23 protein-coding genes and 1 pseudogene are annotated in these 24,969 nt (G+C 47.5%); 13 read left to right on the top strand and 11 right to left on the bottom strand.

Going from position 1 to position 24,969, the window contains the following annotated elements; translation table 11 throughout:
* Nucleotides 1–231: 231 nt before the first annotated feature.
* From H9626_RS01585 to H9626_RS01550, 8 genes are all read right to left on the bottom strand, one after another.
* Nucleotides 232–2,019 (bottom strand): fimbrillin family protein, encoded by a 1,788-nt coding sequence (locus tag H9626_RS01585; protein ID WP_191709336.1) that lies wholly within the window; start codon nt 2,017–2,019, stop codon nt 232–234.
* 22 nt (nt 2,020–2,041) lie between these two features.
* Complete coding sequence (locus H9626_RS01580) at nt 2,042–3,652, bottom strand: fimbrillin family protein (protein ID WP_191709335.1); 1,611 nt, start codon at nt 3,650–3,652, stop codon at nt 2,042–2,044.
* Nucleotides 3,653–3,680: 28 nt separating this feature from the next.
* A complete protein-coding gene (locus tag H9626_RS01575) occupies nt 3,681–4,571 on the bottom strand; it encodes a fimbrillin family protein (RefSeq protein WP_191709334.1) in 891 nt (296 codons plus the stop codon).
* 20 nt (nt 4,572–4,591) lie between these two features.
* Nucleotides 4,592–5,479, bottom strand: coding sequence for a FimB/Mfa2 family fimbrial subunit (locus tag H9626_RS01570; RefSeq protein ID WP_191709333.1), 888 nt, complete (start codon nt 5,477–5,479; stop codon nt 4,592–4,594).
* A 16-nt stretch (nt 5,480–5,495) separates the two neighbouring features.
* On the bottom strand, nt 5,496–6,629 hold the full coding sequence (locus H9626_RS01565) for a DUF3575 domain-containing protein (RefSeq protein ID WP_191709332.1): 1,134 nt from the start codon (nt 6,627–6,629) through the stop codon (nt 5,496–5,498).
* A 207-nt stretch (nt 6,630–6,836) separates the two neighbouring features.
* Nucleotides 6,837–7,889 (bottom strand): AraC family transcriptional regulator, encoded by a 1,053-nt coding sequence (locus H9626_RS01560; protein ID WP_191709839.1) that lies wholly within the window; start codon nt 7,887–7,889, stop codon nt 6,837–6,839.
* Between the two features lie 280 nt (nt 7,890–8,169).
* Nucleotides 8,170–9,132, bottom strand: coding sequence for an ORF6N domain-containing protein (locus tag H9626_RS01555; RefSeq protein ID WP_225230841.1), 963 nt, complete (start codon nt 9,130–9,132; stop codon nt 8,170–8,172).
* Nucleotides 9,119–9,412 (bottom strand): helix-turn-helix domain-containing protein, encoded by a 294-nt coding sequence (locus tag H9626_RS01550; protein WP_191709331.1) that lies wholly within the window; start codon nt 9,410–9,412, stop codon nt 9,119–9,121. The genes H9626_RS01555 and H9626_RS01550 overlap by 14 nt, the downstream gene beginning before the upstream one ends.
* Before the next feature lie 279 nt (nt 9,413–9,691).
* On the opposite strand from H9626_RS01550, the pseudogene H9626_RS01545 reads away from it, so the two are divergent.
* From H9626_RS01545 to H9626_RS01515, 7 genes and pseudogenes are all read left to right on the top strand, one after another.
* Nucleotides 9,692–10,072, top strand: a pseudogene (locus H9626_RS01545) (conjugative transposon protein TraK); the annotation flags it as partial.
* A 12-nt stretch (nt 10,073–10,084) separates the two neighbouring features.
* Nucleotides 10,085–10,573 (top strand): hypothetical protein, encoded by a 489-nt coding sequence (locus tag H9626_RS01540; RefSeq protein ID WP_018711104.1) that lies wholly within the window; start codon nt 10,085–10,087, stop codon nt 10,571–10,573.
* Complete coding sequence (locus tag H9626_RS01535) at nt 10,570–11,781, top strand: conjugative transposon protein TraM (RefSeq protein ID WP_191709330.1); 1,212 nt, start codon at nt 10,570–10,572, stop codon at nt 11,779–11,781. The genes H9626_RS01540 and H9626_RS01535 overlap by 4 nt, the downstream gene beginning before the upstream one ends.
* Before the next feature lie 50 nt (nt 11,782–11,831).
* Nucleotides 11,832–12,719, top strand: coding sequence for a conjugative transposon protein TraN (traN, locus tag H9626_RS01530; RefSeq protein ID WP_191709329.1), 888 nt, complete (start codon nt 11,832–11,834; stop codon nt 12,717–12,719).
* Nucleotides 12,720–12,722: 3 nt separating this feature from the next.
* Nucleotides 12,723–13,196, top strand: coding sequence for a hypothetical protein (locus H9626_RS01525; protein WP_191709328.1), 474 nt, complete (start codon nt 12,723–12,725; stop codon nt 13,194–13,196).
* A gap of 20 nt (nt 13,197–13,216) precedes the next feature.
* A complete protein-coding gene (locus H9626_RS01520) occupies nt 13,217–15,526 on the top strand; it encodes a type IV secretory system conjugative DNA transfer family protein (protein WP_191709327.1) in 2,310 nt (769 codons plus the stop codon).
* Nucleotides 15,527–15,537: 11 nt separating this feature from the next.
* Nucleotides 15,538–16,209: a TraX family protein gene (locus tag H9626_RS01515; RefSeq protein WP_118233139.1), complete on the top strand. Its 672-nt coding sequence runs from the start codon at nt 15,538–15,540 to the stop codon at nt 16,207–16,209.
* Between the two features lie 9 nt (nt 16,210–16,218).
* Here the strand turns inward: H9626_RS01515 and H9626_RS01510 are convergent, their stop codons facing one another.
* From H9626_RS01510 to H9626_RS01500, 3 genes are all read right to left on the bottom strand, one after another.
* Nucleotides 16,219–17,274 (bottom strand): hypothetical protein, encoded by a 1,056-nt coding sequence (locus H9626_RS01510; RefSeq protein WP_225230840.1) that lies wholly within the window; start codon nt 17,272–17,274, stop codon nt 16,219–16,221.
* A 2-nt stretch (nt 17,275–17,276) separates the two neighbouring features.
* Complete coding sequence (locus H9626_RS01505; RefSeq protein WP_181986720.1) at nt 17,277–18,458, bottom strand: hypothetical protein; 1,182 nt, start codon at nt 18,456–18,458, stop codon at nt 17,277–17,279.
* 119 nt (nt 18,459–18,577) lie between these two features.
* Nucleotides 18,578–19,213, bottom strand: a complete 636-nt coding sequence (locus H9626_RS01500) for a glucosaminidase domain-containing protein (RefSeq protein ID WP_191709326.1) — start codon at nt 19,211–19,213, stop codon at nt 18,578–18,580.
* An 83-nt stretch (nt 19,214–19,296) separates the two neighbouring features.
* Between H9626_RS01500 and H9626_RS01495 the strand changes: the two genes are divergently transcribed.
* Genes H9626_RS01495 through H9626_RS01470 form a run of 6 tightly spaced genes read left to right on the top strand, consistent with a single transcriptional unit; the run spans nt 19,297 to nt 24,946 of the window.
* A complete protein-coding gene (locus H9626_RS01495) occupies nt 19,297–20,082 on the top strand; it encodes a DUF4099 domain-containing protein (protein WP_191709325.1) in 786 nt (261 codons plus the stop codon).
* 11 nt (nt 20,083–20,093) lie between these two features.
* Nucleotides 20,094–21,413 carry a MutS N-terminal domain-containing protein gene (locus H9626_RS01490; RefSeq protein WP_191709324.1) on the top strand — a complete coding sequence of 440 codons (1,320 nt, stop codon included), beginning with the start codon at nt 20,094–20,096 and terminating at the stop codon, nt 21,411–21,413.
* Nucleotides 21,414–21,442: 29 nt separating this feature from the next.
* Nucleotides 21,443–21,673, top strand: a complete 231-nt coding sequence (locus tag H9626_RS01485; protein ID WP_005837618.1) for a hypothetical protein — start codon at nt 21,443–21,445, stop codon at nt 21,671–21,673.
* Entirely contained in the window at nt 21,657–22,982 is a 1,326-nt protein-coding gene (locus H9626_RS01480) for an ArdC family protein (protein WP_191709323.1), read from the top strand. The genes H9626_RS01485 and H9626_RS01480 overlap by 17 nt, the downstream gene beginning before the upstream one ends.
* A gap of 30 nt (nt 22,983–23,012) precedes the next feature.
* Nucleotides 23,013–24,200, top strand: a complete 1,188-nt coding sequence (locus tag H9626_RS01475) for a toprim domain-containing protein (RefSeq protein ID WP_138273738.1) — start codon at nt 23,013–23,015, stop codon at nt 24,198–24,200.
* Between the two features lie 5 nt (nt 24,201–24,205).
* Complete coding sequence (locus H9626_RS01470) at nt 24,206–24,946, top strand: hypothetical protein (RefSeq protein ID WP_191709322.1); 741 nt, start codon at nt 24,206–24,208, stop codon at nt 24,944–24,946.
* Nucleotides 24,947–24,969 lie beyond the last annotated feature (23 nt).

Raw genomic sequence — 24,969 nt, 5'->3', positions numbered from 1 at the left:
TCATAATCAGAGAAAATAAAAGTAGGAAGAAAACAATCTTTATTTTCCTCCTACTTGATTTCCCAATTCTATGTTCTCATTCTATGTTTATCCCGTACTTATATTTCGTGCCTGCCTCCCAGTAACTCTTCACCGTGACAAGGGAGCAGGATTCAGCACCGTAGCGGTAAAGGTCATGTGGATAGCGTATGGTTGAATTGTATATCGCTTCATGATGTTTGGTGTTTGGGGTTATTGTTTCGTCAGCGTAGGCAGCTTTCCGGTGAGTTCGTAACGCCACTCTGAGTCTACACTCTTCAATGCGGCGTTCATGGCATCCTTGGCTCCTGACCAGTTACCGTCCGTCACCTGTGTGGTTCCGCCGGTGCCTACCTGGTCTTCACCGATGCCTTGTGTCTGGCCGTTGTCTCCCCAGTAGCAGGCGGTGATGATACCGCCACCAATCATGGAGTCCTTGAAGTTCCGTCCCACCACGCCGCCTGTGGTTCCGTTCGGACCGTTGATATTCCTTTTGGCATGGTAGCAGGCGGTCAGGGTGCCTAAATTGTTGCTTCCCGTTACGCCGCCTACATAGATGGTGCCGCTTCCGCTACCGGTCACGCTGCCCGTGGCATAGCAGGCGGTCAGGGTGCCACCTCCGTTGTATCCCACCACGCCGCCGGCATGGGAGTTGTTCGTACCGTCGTTTTCAACGGTCACGTCGCCCGTGGCATAGCAGGCGGTCAGGGTGGCACCGGAATTCGTTGCACCTGCCACGCCGCCTGCCCGCTGCGTTCCCTTCACTGTGGCCGAGGAACTGCATCCGGTGATGGAACCGCCCTGTTGATAGCCCACCACACCGCCTACGTCGCTACCGCTGACGCTGCCCGACACCGAGCAGTTTTCAATGTTGCCGCCAAAGCTCCATCCCGCCACGCCGCCGACGAACGTGCCACTTGTTATGTTTATTTCTGTCAGCACCACGTTCTTCACCGTGCCTTTGATGAAGCCGAGCAGACCCGTATATCGGTCACTTCCCGTAACGGTCAGCCCCGTGATGGTCTTGCCATTGCCGTCGAAGGTGCCGGTGTATGGTTGGCTTTCAGTGCCTATCGGCGTCCACTCTCCCGTCAGGGTGAGGTCTGTGTCAAGGGTGATGTTGATGTCGGTCTTGCCCTCTTCGTTCACCAGCTTGGCTACATTTTTCAGCCCATCGGCGGTGGTGACGGTGTAGCTGCCGTCGCCCTCTATGGTGTATCCCGGGTCTTTTGCCGCAGCGAGGGAGACGGTGTAGGTATATTCCTCGCCCGCCTGCCAGTCGGTATCGTTCTTCATCTTATAGACGAAGACCTTGCCGTTGGTGAATTTGCAGGTAATGAATGTCGTGCCCGTTGCCACACTTTGCGGGGCGACGAGGGCGGTGTAGGTGTCGCCGCCCTTGTCATGCGGGGCGATTACAGCCGGGTTGCCATTCTCGGTGGAGAGGTCCGTCAGCGACACGGACTTCAGCCCCTCGGTGTAGTCCGTCAGAACGACGGTCACCCGTGCCGTGCGGTGGGTGAAGCGGAGCGTGGGGTTGCCGTAGCTCACCGTCTGTTCCTCGGCTACGATGAAGTCGCTGCCCTCGAAGTCTTTCCGGGCACTTTGGTCGGCAGCTACCTTCACGGCAGGCGGGGTTGTCTCGCCAGCGGTGTAGGGCCACCAGGCGGTGACGAGGCGGTCGGTGTGGTTGGTCCAGTAGTGCGGGTCATCGGAGGTCAGCATGGCGCTGGTGTTGTCGGAGGTGGAGGGCGTCACATTGTATGCCTTCACCGTGCCGTCCATCCTGACTGCCACGCTCTGCACGCCCTCCCAGTCGCCGTCCACCGGGGCACGGGTACCGGCGGTGGCTGTCGCGGCGGGGTTCAGCCCCGTGGCGGTGAAGACGATGGGTGTGCCTTCCGCCCCTTCCGGCAGGAAACCCGCTTCGTCCTGCGTGCAGGCGGCAAGGCCGAGCAGCAGGGCGATGGCCGCGGATGTATAGATTGTTTTACGTTTCATGATGCGTGTTGTTTAGGGGTTGTTATTGTTTCTTTTGCAGTACGGGCAGGTCGTCGGGACCGAGTACCCACTGGTAGTCGTTGCCGGTGAGGGCGGCGTTCATGCCATCCACGGCTGTCTGCCAGTTTTCATCGTCGTTGACCTTTGTAGTTTCGCCTGTACCAGAAAACAGTCCCGATAAGGCATTTCCACCCCAGTAGCAGGCGGTGATGGTGCCACCAGCGTTTTCCCACCCTATGCCGCCGATTTGAGTATAACCAGCCATATCTTGTCCACTTAATGTTCCGTTGAACCAGCAGGCGGTGATGGTGCCGTAGTTGGTCCACGCTATGCCTCCGACACCGGAATTGGCTGATTTTATCGTTCCCGTTGCGGAGCAGGCGGTAATTTTGCCGTGATTGGACACCGCTATACTGCTCGTCAGACCGTATTTTATCACATGGAATGCCACATCTAATTGTAGGTTTTTCACCTCGCCGTTGTCGCCGATACAGCCAAACAACGCAACAGCCTCATACGTCATCGTGCCATCTGTAGTGGTGGCAAGTCCCGTGATGCGGTGTCCCTGTCCATCTAAGACTCCTTGATAGCCACCACTATATCCATATTTGTCTATCGGCATCCAATTCTTGCCCGTCAGGTTGATGTCGGCAGTCAGGGTGCAGTTGATGCTGAGGTCTTTTCGTGTAGCTTCGTTCCATGCCATCAGGCCGTCTGCGTTATAGACCGTGTAGGTCTTGGTGGTGGTGTCGTAGTTATAGCCCAAATCCTCGGCTGCGCCGCTCTCGCCTTGGCCGGGTTCCCAGCCGCCGATGGTGCAGCCCTCCAGCGTCAGGCCGGTGGCGTTCACCTTGACGGTGTAGGTATAGCGGTTGCCCGCCTCTAATACGACGTCGTTCTGCGGGCGGAAGTAGAAGGTTCCGCCGCCAAGTTCCACGCGGATGAACGGCTCGCCTTTCGCAACGGTCTGCGGGGCGGTCAGTGCCTCGTAGCTGTTGCCGCTTGCGTGGTAGGTCTTAATGGCGGTCGGGTTGCCGTTATCGGCTGACAGGCTCACGAGGCTCACCGTGGCACCGTCCACGCTCGTGAATCCTGTGCCGGGCTTCAGTTCGATGGCCACGCGTGCCGTGCGGTGGGTAAATTCAAGAGTCGGGTCGTCAAATTTTACCGTCTGGTTTTCAGCAGAGATAAAGTCGCTGTTCTGGAAGTCTGCCAACTTGCTCTGGTCTTCGGCCACCTTCACGGCAGGCATCCGTGTGATGTCAGCCTTGTCGAGGGGCCACCATGCCGATACGGTAATCGGGTCGCGGCTGGTCCAGTAGTGCGGGTCGTTCTCGCATGAGAGCGTGGCGCTCTTGTATCCGTCGGCATCCGTAGCCGTTATGGTGTATTCCTTTACCGCGTCGCCCATCTTGAGTGCCACGGTCTGTACGCCCTGCCAGTCGCCGTCCACGGTGGCACGGGTGGATGGGGCTGCCTGCGGCGTTGCCTCTACGGACAGTCCGGTGGCACGGATCACTACGGGATATTCACCTTCGGGCAGACGGTTGTCGTCAGCCAGTTCGTCCTGCGTGCAGGCGGTGAGGGCTATCAGCAGCGCGGTGGCTGCGGGGATAAATAATCTATGTCTCATAATTCTTCATTCTTAATTCTTCATTGTCTTACAGGTCAGCACCCACTTCTCCGCCGTCTACATCGTTCCACTTTGCAATGGTGGCTTCGCTGACTTCAAGGTTTTTGTTGCGTACCTTGACGGTATAGGTATAGTTGTTGCCCGCCTGCAGTGCGCCTTCGGGCACGGTGAGCGTGGCACGATAATTCTGACTTCTGTAATTCACAGTCAACGGCAGGGATGCAGCTGTCTGCGGGAAGAGGATGACCGATGACGTGAGGTTGCCGTCGGCCAGCTCCATGGTCAGTTCTCCGGTCTGTGCCCCGTCGTCTGCGGTGGCAATGCCGTCGGCCGTGTTGAACGTACCGGTGAGTTTCAATCCGTCCAGCGTGTAACGTTCAGGCTTGATCATACTGAAATCCACGCCGTCGCCCGCCTCGAAGGTAAGGGTTATCTGGCTCATGCGGTGGTGGAAGGAGTTGTCTGCACCGCCATCCTTCGTTTTGTCGGTGAAGCTCACTACCGGGCTGTTTTTGTCCCCCGTGGCTCCTGAAGCAAAGAGGAAGTCGATGGCAGGCTGGTTCTGCTGCGCCGTGGCATCGGTCGTGGCTGCGAGGGTGCCTCCCGCCGCGTTGTACGGATAGTAGGCGCGGAAAGTATGGGTCTTTGCATCTTCGATATAGATGACCTTTTCTTCTGCCTCAAATTTCCCGTTCTTCAGGATGAAAGGCACGTTACCGTACTGGGTGTCGTTGCCGATGTCGGTGACGCCGATGCGGTCTCCGTTATCCCATGTGGTTCCGCTGGCGCGGGTGGCGGGGGCGATGTCGGCGATAAACCGGGCGGCCACGGGACCGTCATTGTTCAGAATCTCGTTGTCGTTATTGCAGGCTGCCAGTGCGAGGGCGAGCGCCGCAAGTGCAAAAAATCTTGTCTTCATTATATCTGTCATTTTATTAGTTACAAATCGGCATTTACATCATCACCTTTCACTTCTTCCCAGCCGGTAATTCCGGCTCCGTCCACTTCCATGCCTTCGGGAGTCTCAACCAGCGTTCCGCCGAGGGTCAGCGATTCGCCCTTTCCGGTGTTGAACTCCTTGAGAGCTTCCGTAAGGTCGCTTTTCAACGTGGTGGGGGTCGGGTTGCCGTCAGCATAGCGGATTTCGCCCGTCAGCAACTGTTCCGTGCCGGTCACACCCAGCAGCCGCACCGTGGCTTTCCACTTGCCGGCATCATCACCTTCGGTTATCTTGGTGAAGGGCAGTACGACGCTCGAAGCGGCTCCGTAGGTATCGGTTGCGAAGTCGAGTGTTCCGGCTGCACCCGTCAGATGGGCAATAATCTCCGTGATGCGTCCGGCGGCATCACCCGTCGGTTCGACGACAAGCGTCAGCTCGCGTACCTGCTGCTTCATTGCGGCGGTCAGCGGATAGTCCTTGTCTTTCTCGATGCTCAACTGTTCCGTATAGGTGAAGAACCATCCCGGAGTATTGTTTACAAAGGCATCCGTGCCTGCCCGGTTTCCCGTGGCTGCGGCAACGGTGGCGGTGGTGCCGCTTACCGTGATTCCTTCAGCCGGGTTCCACACCGCAAGGGTGTAGCTGCCCGGAGCAAACAGATGGTCGGGGGCATGGGTGGCGGAAGTCTCCGTACCCGTGTAGTCGCCCATGGTGACCGTCCATGTGGCAGGTATGTCGATGCCCTCACCGCGGGCCGACCAGTCGGCTGTCACCGCAATCTTCCCGTAGTCGGGATGCGGCGTGTCATAAAGCGTGTCCTTCACGCAGGAAGAGAGCAGCACGGCGGCTGCCATTCCCATCATATTTATATATTGTCTTGCTTTCATATTCGATTCCTCCGAGTTAGAATAACTTCCATACCAATGTCACACCGGCATTGATGGGGCCCCACCAGTCCTTTGTCTCGTTGCCACGGCGTACGCGCACACCGTCGATGACTTCATATTTCTCATAGTCGGCATTCAGGTAGCCCAAGCCGAGGTTGAAATCAAGATCTAATGCCTTGTTCAGCCGCAGCCGGTAGCCGGCAGTGATGCCGCCACCCATCAGGTCGCCCTGCTTGCCTGTTTCGGAGAGCTTGTAGTTGAACTGTCCGGCCTTGAACATAGCACCCAGATACCAGGCTTTCTTCTCGCCCATGTAGTAACGCACTTCCGGAGCCACTTCCCAGAGTGCATAGCGGCGGTCTTTGTCGCTCCAGCTCCAAGAAGTCCACGAGCCGTTTACGAGGATTCCCCACGAGGGATGGACGCGCCACTCCAAGCCCAAGTCGGGGGTGAGTGTCGCCCAACGCAGCAGGTTGGCACGCAGGGCAAAATGGTAATGGGCAGATGATGGGGATTCCAACGGAGTGGCAGTTATCTCTTGGTGCTGTTCAGCTTGCCTTGCCGCCTGTTCTTTGGCAGGTCTGTCAGCTTCCGCTTTTTCGGTAGCGTGGCGTGCTTCTTCAGCCTTGCGCCGTTCTTCAGTAGCTTTGCGTTCCTGTTCGGCTCGTTCGGCGGCAAGGCGTTCTTCCTCTGCCTTGCTTAGCCCTTCCGATTCAGTGGCGGATGCTTCCGGTGCAGGTACTGTCAGACGGACGATGACTAAATCACCGTCGGCAGCATGGCTTTTGGCGTGGGGCTTGGTGATGAAACATTCCTCTTTGATTCCGCCGCGCACAATGAGTTCCGATTTCACACGGTTGGAACGGATGGCGGCCATCCGCAGGTTTTCCTTTTCGCTGTCAAGGGAATTGCAGTAGCCGTCCACATAGAGCGGAAGACTGCCGCTGAGTATGCTGTCCTTGTTCCGGCGCACGCATTCCAGCAGCCGGGCAAGTTCCCGGTCGTTGCCGTCAAGCGGCACATAGAACATATCCTTCTGTGGTACGAAACGGAAGGTGTAGGTGGTGTCCGCTTTCTCTTGCGCAAAGACAGGTACAATTACTGCCGTCAGCCACAGAAATAGGGTGAAAAATAGGATTTTTTTGCTCATATAAACTTGATTTATTATCAGTTGCCATCCACAAAATTATGGAAAAACATCTGTCGCGCAAAATGCTCCGCCGATTATTTTCAGTCAATAATCAGCATTTATAGAATTTGTTGTATGAGCACTTTGCAAATTGTTATATGAGCACTTATTTTTGTTGATTGAGCACTTTTTGTTGATTGAGCACAAATCCGCAACCCGTGTATCTGGCTATGGTTTTCTCCATTTGGCGGGTGTGCATCCTTCCTTTTCAGTGAACGACTTGATAAAATAACTGCGGGACAAAAAGCCTGACGACTCCGCGATTTTTTGTATGCTCATTTCCGGATGCTCCTTCAGCATGGTCTTCGCGTATTCCAACCGAAGGCCGGTTATCCATTCGCAGAATGTCGCATGATATTTGTCCTTTATGTAAGCATTCAGATAAGTCCTGTTGGTGCCGAGCGTTTTCGCCATGTCCTGTATGGTGAATCCGGATTGCGTATAGCTCTTGTTTTCCAGCCAAGGCATCAGGCTGCTTTCTATGCCGTCGAAATATTTGGGTGATTCCTTTTCTGTTTCCGTCTTTTTCTTCTCATCATCCGCCGCGTTCTCTATCTCCAGCGTACGCTCCACCTGCTCATAGAATATCATGTAGTTCTGGTAGGAATAAAACAGATAGCCGTAGAACGGGATGGATGACAGAATCCAGATATAAACGTATTTGTCAGGCAGGAATGTGAGCAGTCCGCATCCCACGCCGAATATGACAGCCCACCATGTGAAAATAGAAAGCCACTTGATATACGCGCCTATGTCATCCGAATACGTTTCGTTGAAAATCCTGATGGCACGGTTATATGCCAGAATAAGCCTGCGGGCCAAGACGAATCCATAAGTGACCAGCCACGCAGCCAGAGCAAACAGCGCAATTGTCTGCAAAATCCCTTCCGGCAACAACATCAGCACGATGCAGGAAAGGATGGAAAAAATGACCCAAAGGCTGATATGCGTCCGCAAACGGCGCTTTGTGATGTAAAAGCGGTCCAGCAATGTCGTGAGTGCCGAGCTGAAAAGCCAGTAACACAGGAAGTAGGTCGAAAGGTTCATCAAAATGGCCGCATTGGCGTTCTTGAACCGGATTCCAAAAAAGAAATGCACCGAATAATTGGCGGCAAGCAGCAGCAATGCTATCCCTATGATCCGACGGGAGCGCAGATAATTTCCGAAAATGACTTTTTCCGGTATTTTGGCCAACAAAAAATAAAAGCCGAAGAACAGCATCAACGGCAACGCAATGAAAAGCGAAAATTCGTATATTGTATAATCCATTATTACCTTGTTTTTTGTTAATATCTCAGGCTTGCAGAAAGATTATCGGTTACTTTCCCACTTGCCGGGTACAAAATTACAAGGTTTTTCCGTTATTCTGAATATTGGGGAATATGTATTTCAAAAAAGAATTCAAAAATAATAATTAATATGGCTAATAGTCAATAAAATAGGGCCGTCCAAGCTTGCCCCATGATGAGAATAACGCATCAAAAAACAATTCGTGCATTGGCTAATCCTTGATTCTATTGATGATTTCTGAGGCCGGAATGTCACGCATAAGCGTGAACCCGAACCACTTTTTGCCCAAATCCTTAATCGATGCCCCGATGTGGTACACTTCGTCGTCTATAAGCAGAAAACGGTCATGCGCTTTGTTTAACCGCTCTATCCTGACTGGCGGATATTGAGCGTTGTGACGGTCAACATCCAGTTGGAACCGGTCGCTTACACGTTGTGTGTAGATAGTGGCAGTCACTCCTTTTTCCCTTTTGTCGAGCAGGGTCAGTACCGTATCATCCACATAGTTATCAATCAGCGCAATGGTGCGTTTTGCCTTTCGTATCAAGTCAGATACAAAACGGTAAGCATCAAACACCTGCCCGTCGTAGAATATACCCTGCATGGGAGGAATATTGGCTTCCAGTCGTTTGAACACCTCGTCGATGCGCTTGTCCGTCACCTCCTGATGCCGTTTCATTTCAAGCTGATGATATTCTATCGTTTCAAGCCGTTGGAACAGTTGGGCATTGGTAGCGATGAAACGGCGCATGGACACAAAGGCTCTCATGATGCGGATGTTCACTTCCACCGCAGTCTGTGATTTCAAGACGGAGCTAAGCATGGCGATACCTTGTTCGGTGAAAGCATAAGGCAACCTTCTGTCGCCACCCCAACTTGAAGTCACATTTTGTGATTTCAAGATTTCAACATCTTCTTTGTCCAGTTGAAACATGAAGTCGTCAGGAAACCGCTCGATATTACGTTTTACTGCCTGATTCAATGCTCTGGTTTCCACACCATACAACAAAGCCAAATCCCTGTCAATAATAACTTGCTGACCTCTGATTACTCGAATCATCGGCTGTATATCGGCAGCCATAGGTGACTGGTCGCAATTTGCGACCGGTTCATTTGCCTTGTCCTCTATCTTTTCCCTGTCTTTAGCCATACCTCTTTTACTACTTAATTTCATTCAGGTTTTTGATAATCTCAATGCCCAATGCATTTTCAATCTTGCAGATGGTTTCCAACGACATATTCTTTTTCCCTTTCAACACCTTGGATATGTACTGCTGGGTGCAGCCCATCTTTTCGGCAAGCATTTTCTGTGTCAAGCCAAGTTCCGACATCCGTTTGGACATGGCAGCGGCAATCCATTGAGAATACTGCGCCCAATCCTTTATATCCTGTTCCATCCTTTGCGCTTCCGGCACCGAAGCAACGGAAAGCGTTTTATCTGCCGTTGTGTCCATTGAAATACATCCTTTTCCTGTCTTGATTGCAAAGGTACAATAATTATCCAGAACCGAACAACCATAGGGTTGTGTTTTTACAGAATAGTTAAATGCTGCGTTGCACCTGAATCTTTGATTCAGGAAGTCGATGCATTAGACACCCCCTCTTTCGCACCCATCAGGCAAGTCTGGCAAACATTCCTTTGAGTTCTCATAAATCACCTATGTTGTTTCTGTCTTGTTACTTCAAGAAATAGTAATAAGTGCTATTTACTGTAATACAGTTGATTATATCGTTATATAAAGAAAGTCCACCAGTATTTCTTCAACCTGCCGCCCGACAACGACTATATCAAATGGACGGTAGGGAAAGCAATGTATATGGCTGACGGGACTGCGCTGAAACAGAAACAGGCCATGGACGAGAACGGTTTCTACTCTGACATCATTTCCTCTTCGGCTGTCTGCACCATCATGTGTGACTCCATTCAGTTTGACGAACATGAACGGAAGTTTACCTATTACGGTACGCAGCTTATCAAGCGCAGGACCAGGGACATCAGACGCTCGATGGTGACAACAGGTTACATCGAGTCCGTACCGAGGACAAGGAACAATCCGCACGGTCTGCTCATTACCGGCTGGAGGACTCTTGAAAACAGGGATTTGGACTATTGATATACTGATATTATGAAATCATTCAGAAAAAAGATACAGGAAAGCCGTCTGAAAACGCATCTGCTTGTCAGGTCGTGGTTGCAGCCCAAACTGGGTGTCATCGGAACAAGATACCGTCTGGCCGCAAGAATCAGACTGGCCAACAGATGTGCGGCTAAACATCCGAAAACGACATTCGCAGGTGTAGCGGGAACGCTGCTTCTGCTACTTGTAAGTACCGTAGCCATAGATTCCGGCAACGGGAAACAGAGTGAGCCAGATGTCAGTTCGATAGCCGCAATGGAACCGGTGTTTCAGGGATTCCGTACCATCCAGGCAAACAAGGACATTCACCGCAGTGTATTGACGGACATGACGGTAAAGGGACAGTTACTGCGTCATGAACTGGACTCCATGATTGCCATACCAGTAAAGAGTCGTGAGGATTCCTTGCGGATCATCCTCAAATACCGGCAGCTGGAAAATATAGTCAAATCCATTAAAAACAATGATAACCCATGATTAAGATTAATTTCAAACAGCCCAAGTATATCTTTCCGCTGGTCATATTCGTTCCGCTGTGCGCACTGGTATACTTCGTGATGCAGACCTTCTCCGGTAGTGAGGAAACTGCCGGAACGGTAGCTACAGACCGTATCAACATGGAACTTCCCCAGGCCAATGCCGAGGAAGCCGGAGACAAAATGTATGAGATGTCCAGACGTTTCGGTGACGAGGATGCCTTCACAGCCGTCAGCGGTATCGGGGAGGAAGAACAGAAGAAGGAGGAACTGGAACACGGCTACAGCGAAGAGGAACTGAACAGACTGGATGCAGCTGAAGCTGAAAGACAGCGACAGCAGAGAGAACTTGAAAAACTGGAGCGTTCCCTTGCAGAATCAAGAAAGCATATCAATGCATATGCTTACGGAAACGGTCCTTCGGAAAACAGTGAAACGGGTTACGGAGGTATGGGCTATTCCTCACAGGACGAGTTCGCACGTGACCTTGAAGAGATTCAGCGGAGGAGCTATGAACGGCAGAAGGCCATTGAAAGCGGACTGGGTATCAAAGACCCGGAAGCAGAGGAAGCTGAAAGAAAGCACAGGGCTGATTCCATAGCTAAAGTACGTCAGGAGGAAAGGGAACGCAACCGTCCGAGTCTGGTAATCAAGTCCAATGACACCAATGCCGAAAGATTCAATACGGTTACTACTCCGGATGAATTTGCCGAGAACAAGCTGATACGTGCCATGATTGACCAGACTACAAAGGCGCATGAAGGCACACGTCTGCGATTCAAGCTTATGGACGATGTGACGGTAAGCGATACAAAGCTGAAAAAGGGAACTTACCTCTATGGAACGGTAACAGGTTTCGGTCAGCAGCGTGTCAGGGCTTCCATAACCAGTATCCTTATCGGCGACAGGTTCATCAAGGTCAAGCTTTCTGTATTTGACAATGACGGTATGGAAGGCTTCTATGTTCCTGAATCTGCATTCCGTGATTTCATGAAGGATGCCGGTTCCAACACGGTACAGCAGAATATCAGCTTTGAATCCAGTGACGGTTACGGTACAGGTATTTCGACTGAGGCCATTGCACTCCAGTCGCTGCAGAACATGTACAACTCTGCTACCTCTGCAATATCTTCCAATATCAGAAAGAACAAGGCGAAAATCAAGTACAATACCATTGTTTACCTGATAAACTCGGAGGATGCGAGATAATATATCTGAATACAGCAAAGAAAATTATAGTAACATTTTAATATTCCAATATGAAAACCAGAATTTTTCTGATAACATGCCTTATCACAGGCATAGCCGTACATCTGTCGGCTAACGAGAAGATATACATCAACCGGGAAGTGACCACGCACATTGTCATGCCCGAAAACATCAAAATGGTGGATATTTCCACTACTAAAATTATAGGCAATCAGTGTACAGATAATATCGTCCGCATCAAGCCTTATCTGGAGAATGATTCCATATTATCTGAAGGTTACAGGGAAAACGAACTGCTGGGTACACTAACCATTATCGGTGAGCGTCATATTGCCCAGTATGACATCCTCTATACCGAATCACCCAAATATGCTTCTACCATCTACAATGTATCCTACAATGAGACACAGTCCTATATCAATCCGGAGGTTTCCATGCCGATGGCTGAGATTGCACGATATGCCTGGGCTGTCTATGGAAGCAGGAGAAAGTTCAACCAGATTGTATCCAATAAAAACGGGATCAGAGCATACATCAACAATATCTATTCCATCGGTGACTATTTCTTTCTGGACTATACGCTGAAAAACAAAACCAGAATTGCATACGACATTGAAGAAATAAGGGTAAAACTTACTGACAAAAAGGAGACAAAGGCAACCAACTCACAGACCATAGAGCTTACTCCGGTATTCTGCATGAACAACACACGTAAGTTCAGGAAGGACTACAGGAATGTGCTCGTGATTCCGAAGCTCACTTTCCCTGAAGAAAAGGTGCTCCGTCTGGAGATTTCCGAAAACCAGATAAGCGGACGTGTGGTGGTACTCACCATCGAGTATGAGGACATTCTCAATGCGGACGGCTTCGACTCGGATATTCTGGACGGTGCAGACTATTACCCCTACTATTATATTGATCATTCCATAAAAAGATAGGCCATGAAGAAGATTCTGTTCATTCTGTTGTGCTCGGTTGCATTCATCGGTGCATCGGCACAGACCGGAAAGGTTTCCGTCAATGCCGGATTCCTTTTTCCAAGTACGCTGAATGCTACTTTGGGTTATGAGTATCCGCTTTCATACGGAAATGCGGTCGAAGTATATGGTGAGGTCGGGAATCACTGGCAGAAACCTGTATGTCACAACTTTTGGAAAGGATATTTCTGGGATGGCGGTATAGTTTACAAGCACCGTCTGGCAAGGTACAAGAACGGCATGATGCGCCTTCGTCTTGGGCCACAGTTCGGTGCGGTACAGAAAAAATTCTTCTTCGGGCTGGAGGCCGGATTTGAATACAGCTATGTGTTCCGCAGCGGACTGGAGTTCTCTGTCATACAGAAGAACAATGTGAACTTCCTGCATGGGGATACCTTCCGCAACGGTCTGCTGTTGGGTATAAAGGTTCCTTTCTGACAATATAAATCTTACGGCGTATGGCATTTGAGGAGACAAGGGAACAGCAGCAGATGTACAATTACTTCAGGAGCTGCATCTATATCTTTCTGATTATTGAAATCATCATGAACCTGCCTGTTACGGCTGACAACAGGGTTACTCAGTTCGTACTCGACCTGCTGGCACGGTTCAGGGTATTCAATTCCGTATCGGGATGCAAGGTGGCCGAACTGATATGCATCTGTATTGTCTGTATCGGTACAAAAGCAGAAAAGTCACTGAAGTTCAATGTAAGGACAATGGTCATTTATCCGGTACTGGCCGGTCTGACACTTGTAGGGCTTTGTTTTGTATTCCACGGCATGAGTTTCGGATTCAGCTGGCTGGGATTTCCTGCCAACCGCCTTCTGTATGCGGTATGTTCGGTGGTGGGTACCATGCTGGTACATCAGGGACTGGACGGAATTGCCAAATATTATAACTACAAGGTTGGTGAGGACCGTTTCAACTTTGAAAACGAATCGTTCCAGCAGTCGGAAACGCTGGTCAGCAACGATTACTCGGTGAACATTCCGATGATATACTACTGGAAGAAAAAAATGCACAAAGGATGGATCAATATCATCAATCCGTTCCGTGGCACGATTGTACTGGGTACGCCGGGTTCGGGTAAGTCTTTCGGTATCATTGACCCGTTCATCAGGCAGCATTCAGCAAAGGGTTTTGCCATGATGGTATATGATTTCAAGTACCCGACACTGGCCAAGACGCTTTTCTACCAGCACTGCAAGAACCGTAAGGCAGGAAAGCTGCCTCAGAACTGCGGATTCCGTACCATCAACTTTACCGATGTGGAATACTCCAACCGTATCAATCCGATTCAGCGGAAATATATTCCGGATCTGGCTGCCGCTTCTGAAACGGCGGCTACTCTTTTGGCCTCACTCAACAAGGGAGGTGGAGAGAAGAAGGGCGGCTCTGAAGCCTTCTTCACCAACTCTGCGGAAAACTTCCTGGCTGCCATCATCTATTTCTTTGTAAACTTCCATCCGGTCGGGTTCAGGAACGGAAAGAAACTCAGACGTTTCATATCACTGGAGGGAAAGAAACTGGAGATTGTCATACGCAACTGGGATGACTTCAATGCCATCGACAAGGACGGCAATGTGGTGCTTGATTTCGTGGATGAGAACGGCAATGACGTATCGACTGACGAGGACCGTATGTTTGTTGACCTGAACGGATACAGCTATAAGGACCGGACCGGCAGGAAGATTCTGATTCAAAGGTGCTGGTATGAGGACGAGCATGGCAATGAGGTGGAACCGGATACCGTAACCGGAGAGTACTCGGACATGCCGCATGTGCTTTCATTCTTGGGAAGACCATACGACCAGGTATTCAATATCCTGATGCAGGATGACAGGATTGCTTCACTGATGGCTCCTTTCAAGAGTGCTTATGAAAACAAGGCGAATGACCAGCTGGAAGGTATGGTCGGTACGCTACGTGTGAATGCCGCACGTCTTGTATCTCCGGAAGCATACTGGGTATTCACCGGGGATGATTTCGACCTGAAGATTTCTGACAAGGCAAATCCGAGCTATCTGGTGATTGCCAATGACCCGGAAAAGGAACAGGTTATCGGTTCTCTTAATGCCCTGGTTCTGAACCGACTGATTACAAGGGTGAACTCAAAGGGTAACATCCCGGTGAGCATCATCGTGGACGAGCTTCCGACACTGTACTTTCACAAGATAGACCGTCTTATTGGTACGGCTCGTTCCAACAAGGTAGCAGTAACTTTAGGTTTCCAGGAGCTTCCACAGCTGGAAGCTGACTACGGCAAGGTCGGTATGCAGAAGATTATCACCACCTGCGGTAATATCTTCATGGGTGCAGCACGTAACAAGGAGACGCTGGAGTGGGCACAGAATGATGTGTTCGGAAAAGCAAAGCAGACCTCACGTTCCATTTCCATCAATGACCACAAGGTATCAACCACAATCTCTGAGAAGATGGACTTTCTGGTTCCTGCTGCCAAGATTGCGGATATGGCAACAGGCTGGCTGGCCGGACAGGCGGCACGTGACTTTACGGCTACCGATGACAGTATGCTTGACCATTTTGACATCGAACAGTCGGAAGAGTTCAGGACTACCAAGTATTTCTGCAAGACGCACTTTGACATGAAGAAGATTAAAGACGAAGAAAAGCACTATGTTTCTCTTCCTAAAATCTATGAGTTCAAAAACGACAAAGAGAAGGAAATCCTGCTGAACCGTAACTTCAAGCGTGTGAACCAGGAAGTGGAGGATATGGTAAAGGAACTTCTCGGCATCAGTTAAATATGTAATTTATGAATATGACCTTAAAACCGGCATTTGGACTTAGCGGCAGTGCCCTGAAAGTCATTGCCATGATTTCTATGGTAATAGACCACATTGCTCTCTATCTGATGGAGTACGGTACCGTATTATACGAAACGATGCGCTGTATCGGGCGCATCGCTTTTCCTGTGTTTGCCTTCCTGATTGCTGAAGGGTTTATTCATACAAGAAGCAGGTACAGGTATTTCTTTACCCTGCTGGGCTTTGCCGTAATCAGTGAAATACCCTGGTATCTGCTGAATGGTGTTGATGGGACACATAATGTGATGTTTACACTGGCTTTGGGTGTGGCCACGCTTATGGTTCTTGAAAATCTTCTGCAACGTAGTATGGTACTGGGATTCCTTTGGACACTTGGCATGGCCGGACTCGCTTCATGGCTTGGAGTGGACTATGAGTGGAGGGGGATTCTTATTATTGTTATATTTTACCTTTTTAATGGATATAGTCACTCTTTCCCATATAGTAGAGATATGCAATTTTTTTGCACATTTACTTTAATGATGCACTATGGGGTTATTGGTGCTGTAATGGCCTGCATGATTATTTACATATATAACGGAACAAGAGGGTTTGTACAGGGAAGCATAGCAAAATATGGATTCTATGCTTTTTACCCTGTACATTTGTTTATCTTATAAATATAAATTCTATATATCCATATGTTTATAGCCAAGAAGCAAATATAAAATATATTGCTCAAATAAATAATTAACATCAGATACAATATTCTTATCTTCTGTCATATATCTAAAATCATGAACAATAAAATTTCTAAATGCATATAAAGATTGGGGAAAATCTATAGGGTCTCTTCCTTTATTTTGAAGAAATGTATTACATAAATTATGTAAATCTGAATATTTATCAGATGCTACATTACACCAATTGGAAAGCAAAATAATCCTATCCTTTTCTGCTTCTACCTTACTAATCTGTTCTCTTAAGCTTCTAGTGTATATTTTCTTATTCTTAAATTTATAGATTGTATATTCTAAAGAATAAATTAAAATATCTTCAATCAATAATTCTATTATCTGATATAATAAATGAAACTTAACAAAAGGATTTTCTTCAAAACACAACTGATTAAAATATTTATCTAAATAATCCTTATTAACAATAATATCTGAAGTCCTTTTTATTTTTATCTTTCCATTTTGTGGAGATGAAAGACAGTATGGATTCAAATATCCGGATTTTAAATAGTATCCATACATATAAAAAGATGCGTAATAATTTTCAACTTTAAAATCACCGACATCTTTAGTTAATGTATAATCGTAAATAAATATTACTGCATCATCTTCAATAAACTTCTCATTTATTAATGTGTCAAACTCCTTTGTATATAACTCTTCATCTGAAATTTCATAAGATATTAATAGCTGATAGGCAATAAAAGCATATCGGCAATAGTGCGGATTATCCGCAAAATCATGTGATTTTGAGATTATTGAAGAAATAGGCATTAACCATCCAATCCTTCTATCTATAGAACTTTCATGTATTTGAAAAATATCATTCTCTTGAAAATTTTGTTTATGAAATATCTTGTAACCATAATTCTTAATTTTCTCATTAAACACATTACCATTTTGATCATTGTCCCTCAAGATATATGGTATCTCAATTATTTCATCATATTCCGCATTTAATATTAAAAAAGAATGAATATCACTTTTGTATTCTATTGCTGGTTCCACAATTAAATCAAACTGCTATATTTATAAAAACCTGTTTCTATTGCTTGTTTTATGTTTAAATATGAATCACTATTGGGATTAAATAGTTCTCGGAAGAAATATGTAAAAAACATTCTCTGCTCAAGACCTATTTTTTTTGCCTTATTTTTTATTACATCTAATTTACATAACAATATATTCATAACCGCATCAAATGATGTATTATCTTTAGATAAAATTAGTTTATCAATATCTTCGCTTATGGTTCCGAAGTCCTTAATAACTTCATTATCTTTCAACTTACCGATTGCAGCACCGAATCCAGATAAAACCTGAGATTTGGTAAATATATGTAAAGTATCCTTACCGAAAACACTCGAAATATTTAGATTTTCCTTGTTTACAGCCCAATCTTCATCAAATGAATTAATTTTCGATAAAAATTTATTGTATGTTATAATGTAATCTTTGAATAAATCGGAAGAACTATTTTCTAAGGCTAGTTTCTCTAAATTTTGAATATTCTCTAATAATTCATTTCGATTTATACCTAATTCATCTCTATCAAGATATGAATTAAAACCTTCAATTACATCTCTAAACTGATAATCTCCAATGTTTTTTATCGGACGAGAATCTGTTTCCCTTAAAAGGGTTATGTCATTTATACTTTTATCAAGATAGTCAGAATACAATATTTCTATTTGATGTCTAATTGACATTGGAGTTTGACCAGTATTCAGTGTTAACATTCTATATAAAATACCTATTTTATTTATCCCAAGATAAATTTCAACTCTAATACTATTATTAAGAACCCTATCTAAAGTCTCATCATCATGTTCCTTTACTAATTCTGATTCTAAATCAAGAATTGTATAAGTCCTTTGTAAGCCATCTAATATTATCAAATTATCAGGTTTAAATAAATCCTTAATTTGTTCCTCATTTATATCATTATGGTTTAAAAGATGATTCATTTTTTCAGCCTTTACAGCTAATACAATCGGAGGCATAGTACAGTTACTACGTAAATCTTTTTTTAATAACGCATATACAGTAGATGAACTTTTTACTCGTTTCCTTTGAAACTCGTTATTCTTAATAATATCTCTTGCTACACTTAAATATTCTTTAATAGACATATCTAAAAGAACATTAGTTGCATTTATTCTTCCGTCTTTAATCTTTGATGCTAATTTCATAACCATTCTTATTTTAACTTGTCAAAGATACTATTTTTTCAGCTAATAAACTACTTATTAATTGTATTATAGACTTTTAATTTATCATTATGGCTATTAGAGCATAAAAATATTATCATTTACAAATATTTCAAGACATTACATAGGCAAATAATATACCTTGGATCCTCCGCATACCCAATCTCATCAAGCCATAGCAGATAGTTTCCACCTTTGTATTTATATTGCACTTTAGTATAATATGCCTGTACACTTTCCGTCCAATGATTGAATTCATAGTATTTTCCTGTACGTGGATTGGTAAGTCCAAAAAGATTATGCTTATTCCGGCATACTGATGAACGGAACCATCCGGTCTCCAGTATAGCCTGGGCCAATACGATTTTAGGGTACAGGATTCCGTTTCTTATGATTTCTTTATAAAGGTTGGGGATGGTAAGTTCAGGAAGATGAATTTCTGATTTAGTAATATCATCTGTTTTCTTTTGCAGTTCTGTTTTCAGGGATGCTTTCCTGTCACTATTCCGGCTGTTATCATCCAATTTCTTCTGATTGTCCGATCCGACAGTCAGGGTATCCTTTACCATCATCTTATTCTTTTTCCCTTCTGTAACATCCTTTCCTGCACTCTTATAAGCCTCCTTTTGTCTTTCTGTTGGCATAAGTTCCGAATCTCTGGTTATCGTATAGAACTGTGCCGATACGCTTACCGGCAAAAACATCAGTAGCAATAAAATCAGAATAGTGTTGCGCATTTCTTTTTCAGGGGATTGCCGTAAATACATTTGTGGCATTCAGGCGGTTAGAACCGCAAATATAACAGCTTAATTACAGTAATATGGAAATGCACAACAGAAATCAGTCCGATTTGTTGCCATACGAAAAACTGGCAATACTGGGTATCGACCGTGAAAAGGCGGACAGTTTACCTATGGAAGTGAAGGAGAAGCTGATGGCAGGTGAAGTGACTCCCATCATGCAGGTATCCATCAACGCAAGGAACGGAAGTATCATCACCATGCCGATGAAACTTCAGATGACTACAGACAAAAACGGTGCTCCGGCTCTGATTGCCTATCCGGTACGTACCGAACTGGACCGGGAACGAAACAAGGTTCTCAACCTCACCCAGCAGGAGGCTGAACGTCTGGCCAGAGGTGAGGTAATACAGAAGGCTGTCAACGTAAACGGTGAAAAGACTCAGCAGTATCTCCAGCTTGATCCGGAAACGAAATCCGTCATTCACAGGCGTGTCACTGACATCAAGCTGGAGCAGCGTCTGAAGGACATGGAGAAGGTAAACGACATTGAACTGGGTACGCAGCAGAAGCAGCAGGTACGGGAGGGAAAACCTGTTGAACTGAATGTGGGCGGTGAGAAGGTTTCAGTCGGCATTGACCTGAAGGAGCAGCAGGGATTCAGGCTTATCAAGGGAGACATGAAGGAATGGGAAAGACAGCAGAAACTCCGATATGACGAGATTCATCCTGAATATCTCGGCCTTGTCATGACTGACAAGAACCGTTGGGAATATCAGAAAGTGGTGGACAGACAGTCCGTTGAGCGTGCCATTTCCCTCTCTCCATCCCGAAAGGAAACAAAAGCAAACAGCCTTAAACTTTAATACTGATTTCTATGGCCAAAAAGACAGATTCAGATAATAATAACGGTATCATCCGGCAGTTCAACGAACTGAAGAAGACGCATCCGGATGCTATGCTGTTGTTCAGACGGAACAGTTTCTATGAACTCTATAAGCAGGATGCCGTCAAGGCTGCCGCAGTGCTTGCCATCGAGATTGCAGACAGGATTCTGCCTGACTACAAGAGACCGGTAAAGGTTGCATCATTCCCTCAATCAGCACTTGACGTTTATCTGCCCAGACTGATACGTTCCGGAATCAGGGTGGCAATCTGTGATGCACTGGACAGTCCTTTGAAGAAGAAGGCCGGACAGGATAAGGCTGAGAATAATGACAGAACCATTCAAAACAATACAGATATGGGAAAGAAGAAAAAGGAACAGGGTGCGCAGGAAACTCCTGACAGAACAGTGGAGAATACTGTTGATGTAAAACCTGCAAGGGAAAAGAAGTCGAAGGCCAAAGCTGAAATCAAAGCTGAGACCGGGACGGATAATGAGGTAAAGACCGAAAAGAAGGACGAACAGAAAGAGGAAACAGCTCAGGAACGAAAGCCCCGTGAGCCGCAGATGGTGACTGCCAACGGTGAAAAGGTGACTCATGGTCATGCCTACCAGAGTACCACCAATCCTGCCGACTGGTACTTTACAGCAAAGATTGACGGACAGCAGCTCAAGCCGCAGAAGATGGATGCAGCCGACCTTGCGGCCTATCAGAACAAGGAAATGACGGTACCGCAGCTGATGGAACGCTACTATCCGACAAAGCTGATGCCGAAGGTATCTGAGGAAGCCTTCCGTATGCCAATGGAGATTGCAGGACCGGACGGTTTCATAACCGTTAACAAGTTCAATGTCTATAAGGAGAAGGACGAGCAGCGTCCTGACTTTGGGAAATACAAGTTCTATGTTCAGGTTGGGGATACCAACATGTCTGCCGTGGCTTCACGCCAGGACCTGAATGCCTACTTCGACAGGGTGGCCACTCCAAACCAGCTTATTGAGAAGAACTTCGGGGAACGTCTGCATCTGAAATCCGCATACGAGAAGTATCAGCTTCCTGAAGGTGTTGACCCCAAAGGTGTGCGTGTGGCCAAGGACAGGAACGACAACAAATGGAAGGTGTCGGTTGACCTCGGAGAAAAGGGAAAGACTTCCCGGCATGAAATCTCCTTCGATGACGGCTATTCTCTTTTCAAGACCAAGACGGCCACAAGGGAACAGATTGCGGCCAAGTACCTGAATACGGAAATAACCGGTATGCTTGCCGCCAACACCGCAAAGGTGGAGAAAACGGTTTCTATGAAAATGTAACATAATCAGAAAACTAAAATATAAGTTATATGTCAGCTAAAATGAATCATGAGGAGCTTGTGGAGCTTCTGCAGGAGGGCAAAATCGGTTTCCTCCGTTTTGTTATGGACAGTGAGAATGCAGATGATTATCTGGAATGGTGCCGGTCACACGGTACTGACCCTTCGGATGAATCTGCTGAGTTCTATGTGGAACAGACGGACATCGAGCAGATGGACCGTCAGGTAATGGATGACGACAGCTATGGCATCTGGAACTGACTCTCAGGGAAACAGCGGACAGGCGGCCATAGACCGCTTCGCTGCAATGATGATTGAGCGTATGCAGCAGATGAAGGATACAGGATGGAAACAGGGATGGATTGGCGGTGCATCGGGTTATGCCGGACTGCCGCAGAATGTGGGTGGCCGCAACTACTCGGGTTCCAATTCCTTCTTCCTTCAGATGCATACCGCAGCTATGAACTACCAGCTTCCGGTATATCTGACCTTCAAGCAGGCACATAACCTGAAGGCTCATGTCCTGAGGGGTGAAAAGGCCTTCCCGGTGGTGTACTGGGATATGATGATAAAGGACAGTCACGGAAAGAGGATAAGCACGGAGGAATACCGTGCAATGAGCAAGGAAGAGAAGAAGAATATGGATGTCATTCCTTTCATCAAGTCATTCCCGGTGTACAATGTGGCACAGACCAATCTGGCAGAAGTACAGCCGGAGAGGATGCAGAAGCTTATGGACAGATTCAAGGTTCCGGAACTTCGGGATACGGAAGGTATGTACACCCATGCCGCACTCGACCGTATGGTGGAGACACAACAGTGGCTTTGTCCGATACGTGCCGACAAGCGTGAGAACGGTGCCTATTATTCTCCCTCAAAGGATATTGTGGTGCTGCCCATGAAGGCGCAGTTCAATATCGGTGATTCTCCGGAAGAAACCTACCGTGGTGGAATGGAGTATTATTCTACTATGCTGCATGAAATGACTCACTCCACCATGACACCGGAGCGTCTGAACAGGGAGATGGGCGGCAGGTTCGGTGACCCGAAATACGCCAAGGAGGAGCTGGTGGCGGAACTTACGGCTGCCATGATCAGCCATTCCATGGGCTTTGATTCCAGAATAACGGACAACTCGGCTGCCTATCTGGACTCGTGGATCGGTGTACTGAAACAGGAACCGAAGTTTATCGTATCGGTCATGGCTGACGTGAACAAGGCTTCCGACCTGATTCTTGACCATGTGGACAGACAGCGTCTGGCTCTCGGCGAACAACCTTATCTGGCAAAGAATGCCCCGTTCACTCCTATCAGTGCAGACGAGGAGATGCCTTTCAAAAATGCGGCCATTGTCAAGACCCGTTCCGGAGACTATGCCATCCGTGCGTCATACGATGGTGTGGAGCTGGGGCTGAAGAAGGTTTCCAGGGAAACGGCCAGGACATTCTTCCAGCTTACGGACTGGAAGGACAAGGAGGCTTCCCTGAACATGACGGCACGGAAGACATACGAACCGGAGATTACTATGATGGGCAGGAACCGGAATGCCGGTACAGGACTTGGTATATGAAATTCTGTATAACATCTTAAATCGGAAAGCATGAGTGACTACAAGGTTAATTTCAGGGAAATGAAATCTCGTGTAGGGATTGATGACATTGCATATGCCCTGGGATACCGTCTGGACAGGAAGGCCGGTGTCGGACGTTACATCGAGCTGGTGCTCGGTGAAGGCGGTAACAGGAGGGATACGCTGATTGTCAGCCATCCCAACGACAAGGCAGCACAGACGTTCTTCCGGCGTGACGGTTCCAAGGGCGATGTGGTGACACTCATCCGTGAGAATCTTTCTTCCTTTACGGTATCAGGAAAGGATGAATGGCAGAAGATAGCCAAGGTCATGGCACGTTTCGCCAACATGCCTGAACCTGAATACAGGGAGGACAGGGAATATGTTAAATCGGCAGGAAAATCATGCGGTGTGTTTGACGCTTCCAGATATGAGGTGAAGCCGGTTGATACAGGTAAAATACCGGGACTGTTTTTCCAACGCGGACTGTCAAAAGCGACCGTTACAGCTCTTTCTCCTTTCATCTCGCTCATAAGGGACAGGAAGAACGGGAAGTTTGAAGGCTACAATATCGGATTCCCATATACTGACGGAAAGGGAAATGAAGTCAGGGGCTATGAAATCAGAGGACATGGCGGTTACAAGTCGAAAGCAGCCGGTACGGATTCGTCATCCTCGGCATGGGTGGCTGTTCCTTCGGGTATCAGTCCGGACAATGTAAGAAGCGTGTTCTTCTGTGAATCTGCATTTGATGCCATGGCCTTCTACCAGATGAACCGGATACAGATTGGGGACAGTGCGGCTCTGGTTTCACTGGGCGGCACATTTTCCGACCGGCAGATAACTGGAGTTATGGAACGCTTTCCCAATGCACGTGCCTTCGACTGTTTTGACAATGACCTGGCCGGGAGGATATACGGACTGCGCATGATGGCTCTGCAGGAAGGTATTCAGATGAAGATAAGCAGGACTGACGGCGGCATCCAGATTGAAGCGAAGGGAAAGGTATTCGACCCTGACATGAACCGTCCCCTGCTGGCCCAGGTTGCCAGGCAGCTGAACATCCGCTACCGTATGGGACAGTGGCTTCCACCGAAGGCTTTCAAGGACTGGAACGACTGTCTGCTGAACAAGCCGATGGAGCCGGTGATTTCACCTCACAAGGAGGAGCGTGAACAGAATCTGAGTGAACAAAGGAATAAAGGACGTAAAATCTGAATGATATGGACAGAATCAAGTTAAGAATAACGGTAGTGATTGCCCTTGCAGTTTTTCTGCTGAAAGGTACGGACACTTTTGCACAACAGACAGACCCGACACTGACGGGTGCTGTTTTTGCACAGACATCCACACTGAAGAATATCTATGACAAACGCCAGAAGGCTCATGAGAAAATCATTGCTGCCGAGACTGCCGTAACGGTTGCTCTCGACAGGGTACACAGTGTGGAGGAGAAGATGCTGGAATATCTTTCCAATGCACAGGGTGCCATGCAGAATCTCTATCAGATAAAGCGTGCCGGAGAACTGGTGGCCACGGAAATACCTCAGAACTGTAATCTACTGCTCAAATCGGTCGGCAGTAACCTGAAGGGAACGGCCATTGCTGCAATCGTCTCGGACGAGCTGGCTGATGCCGCAACCCAGATGGCTGCGCTTTATCCGTTCATGAAGCAGTTGGTGACTTCCGGAAGTTATGATACAGGCGGTTCTGACGGAGGCAAGGAGAAGCACAAGGTAAACCTGCTCAGTTCTTCCGAGCGGTACTACATAGCAAACGAGGTACTGACCAGACTGGAGGCTGTCAATACCGACCTCTTTATCCTGGCATGGCAGGTACGCACTCTCTCATGGAACGACCTCTGGTTCTCTCTTGACCCGGAAGGATGGGCAAGTGTGATGTCCGGCAAGAACATTATAGGAGGAATCGTTGCGGACTGGAACCGGGGGGTCTCATTCAATTAAATCAAACATTGTAATTTATCAGG

The organism is Phocaeicola faecium (assembly GCF_014837055.1).
Classification (GTDB): Bacteria; Bacteroidota; Bacteroidia; order Bacteroidales; family Bacteroidaceae; genus Phocaeicola; species Phocaeicola gallinarum.
The sequence above is the reverse complement of the archived record's forward strand: the minus strand, read 5'-3'. Positions and strand labels throughout refer to the sequence as shown.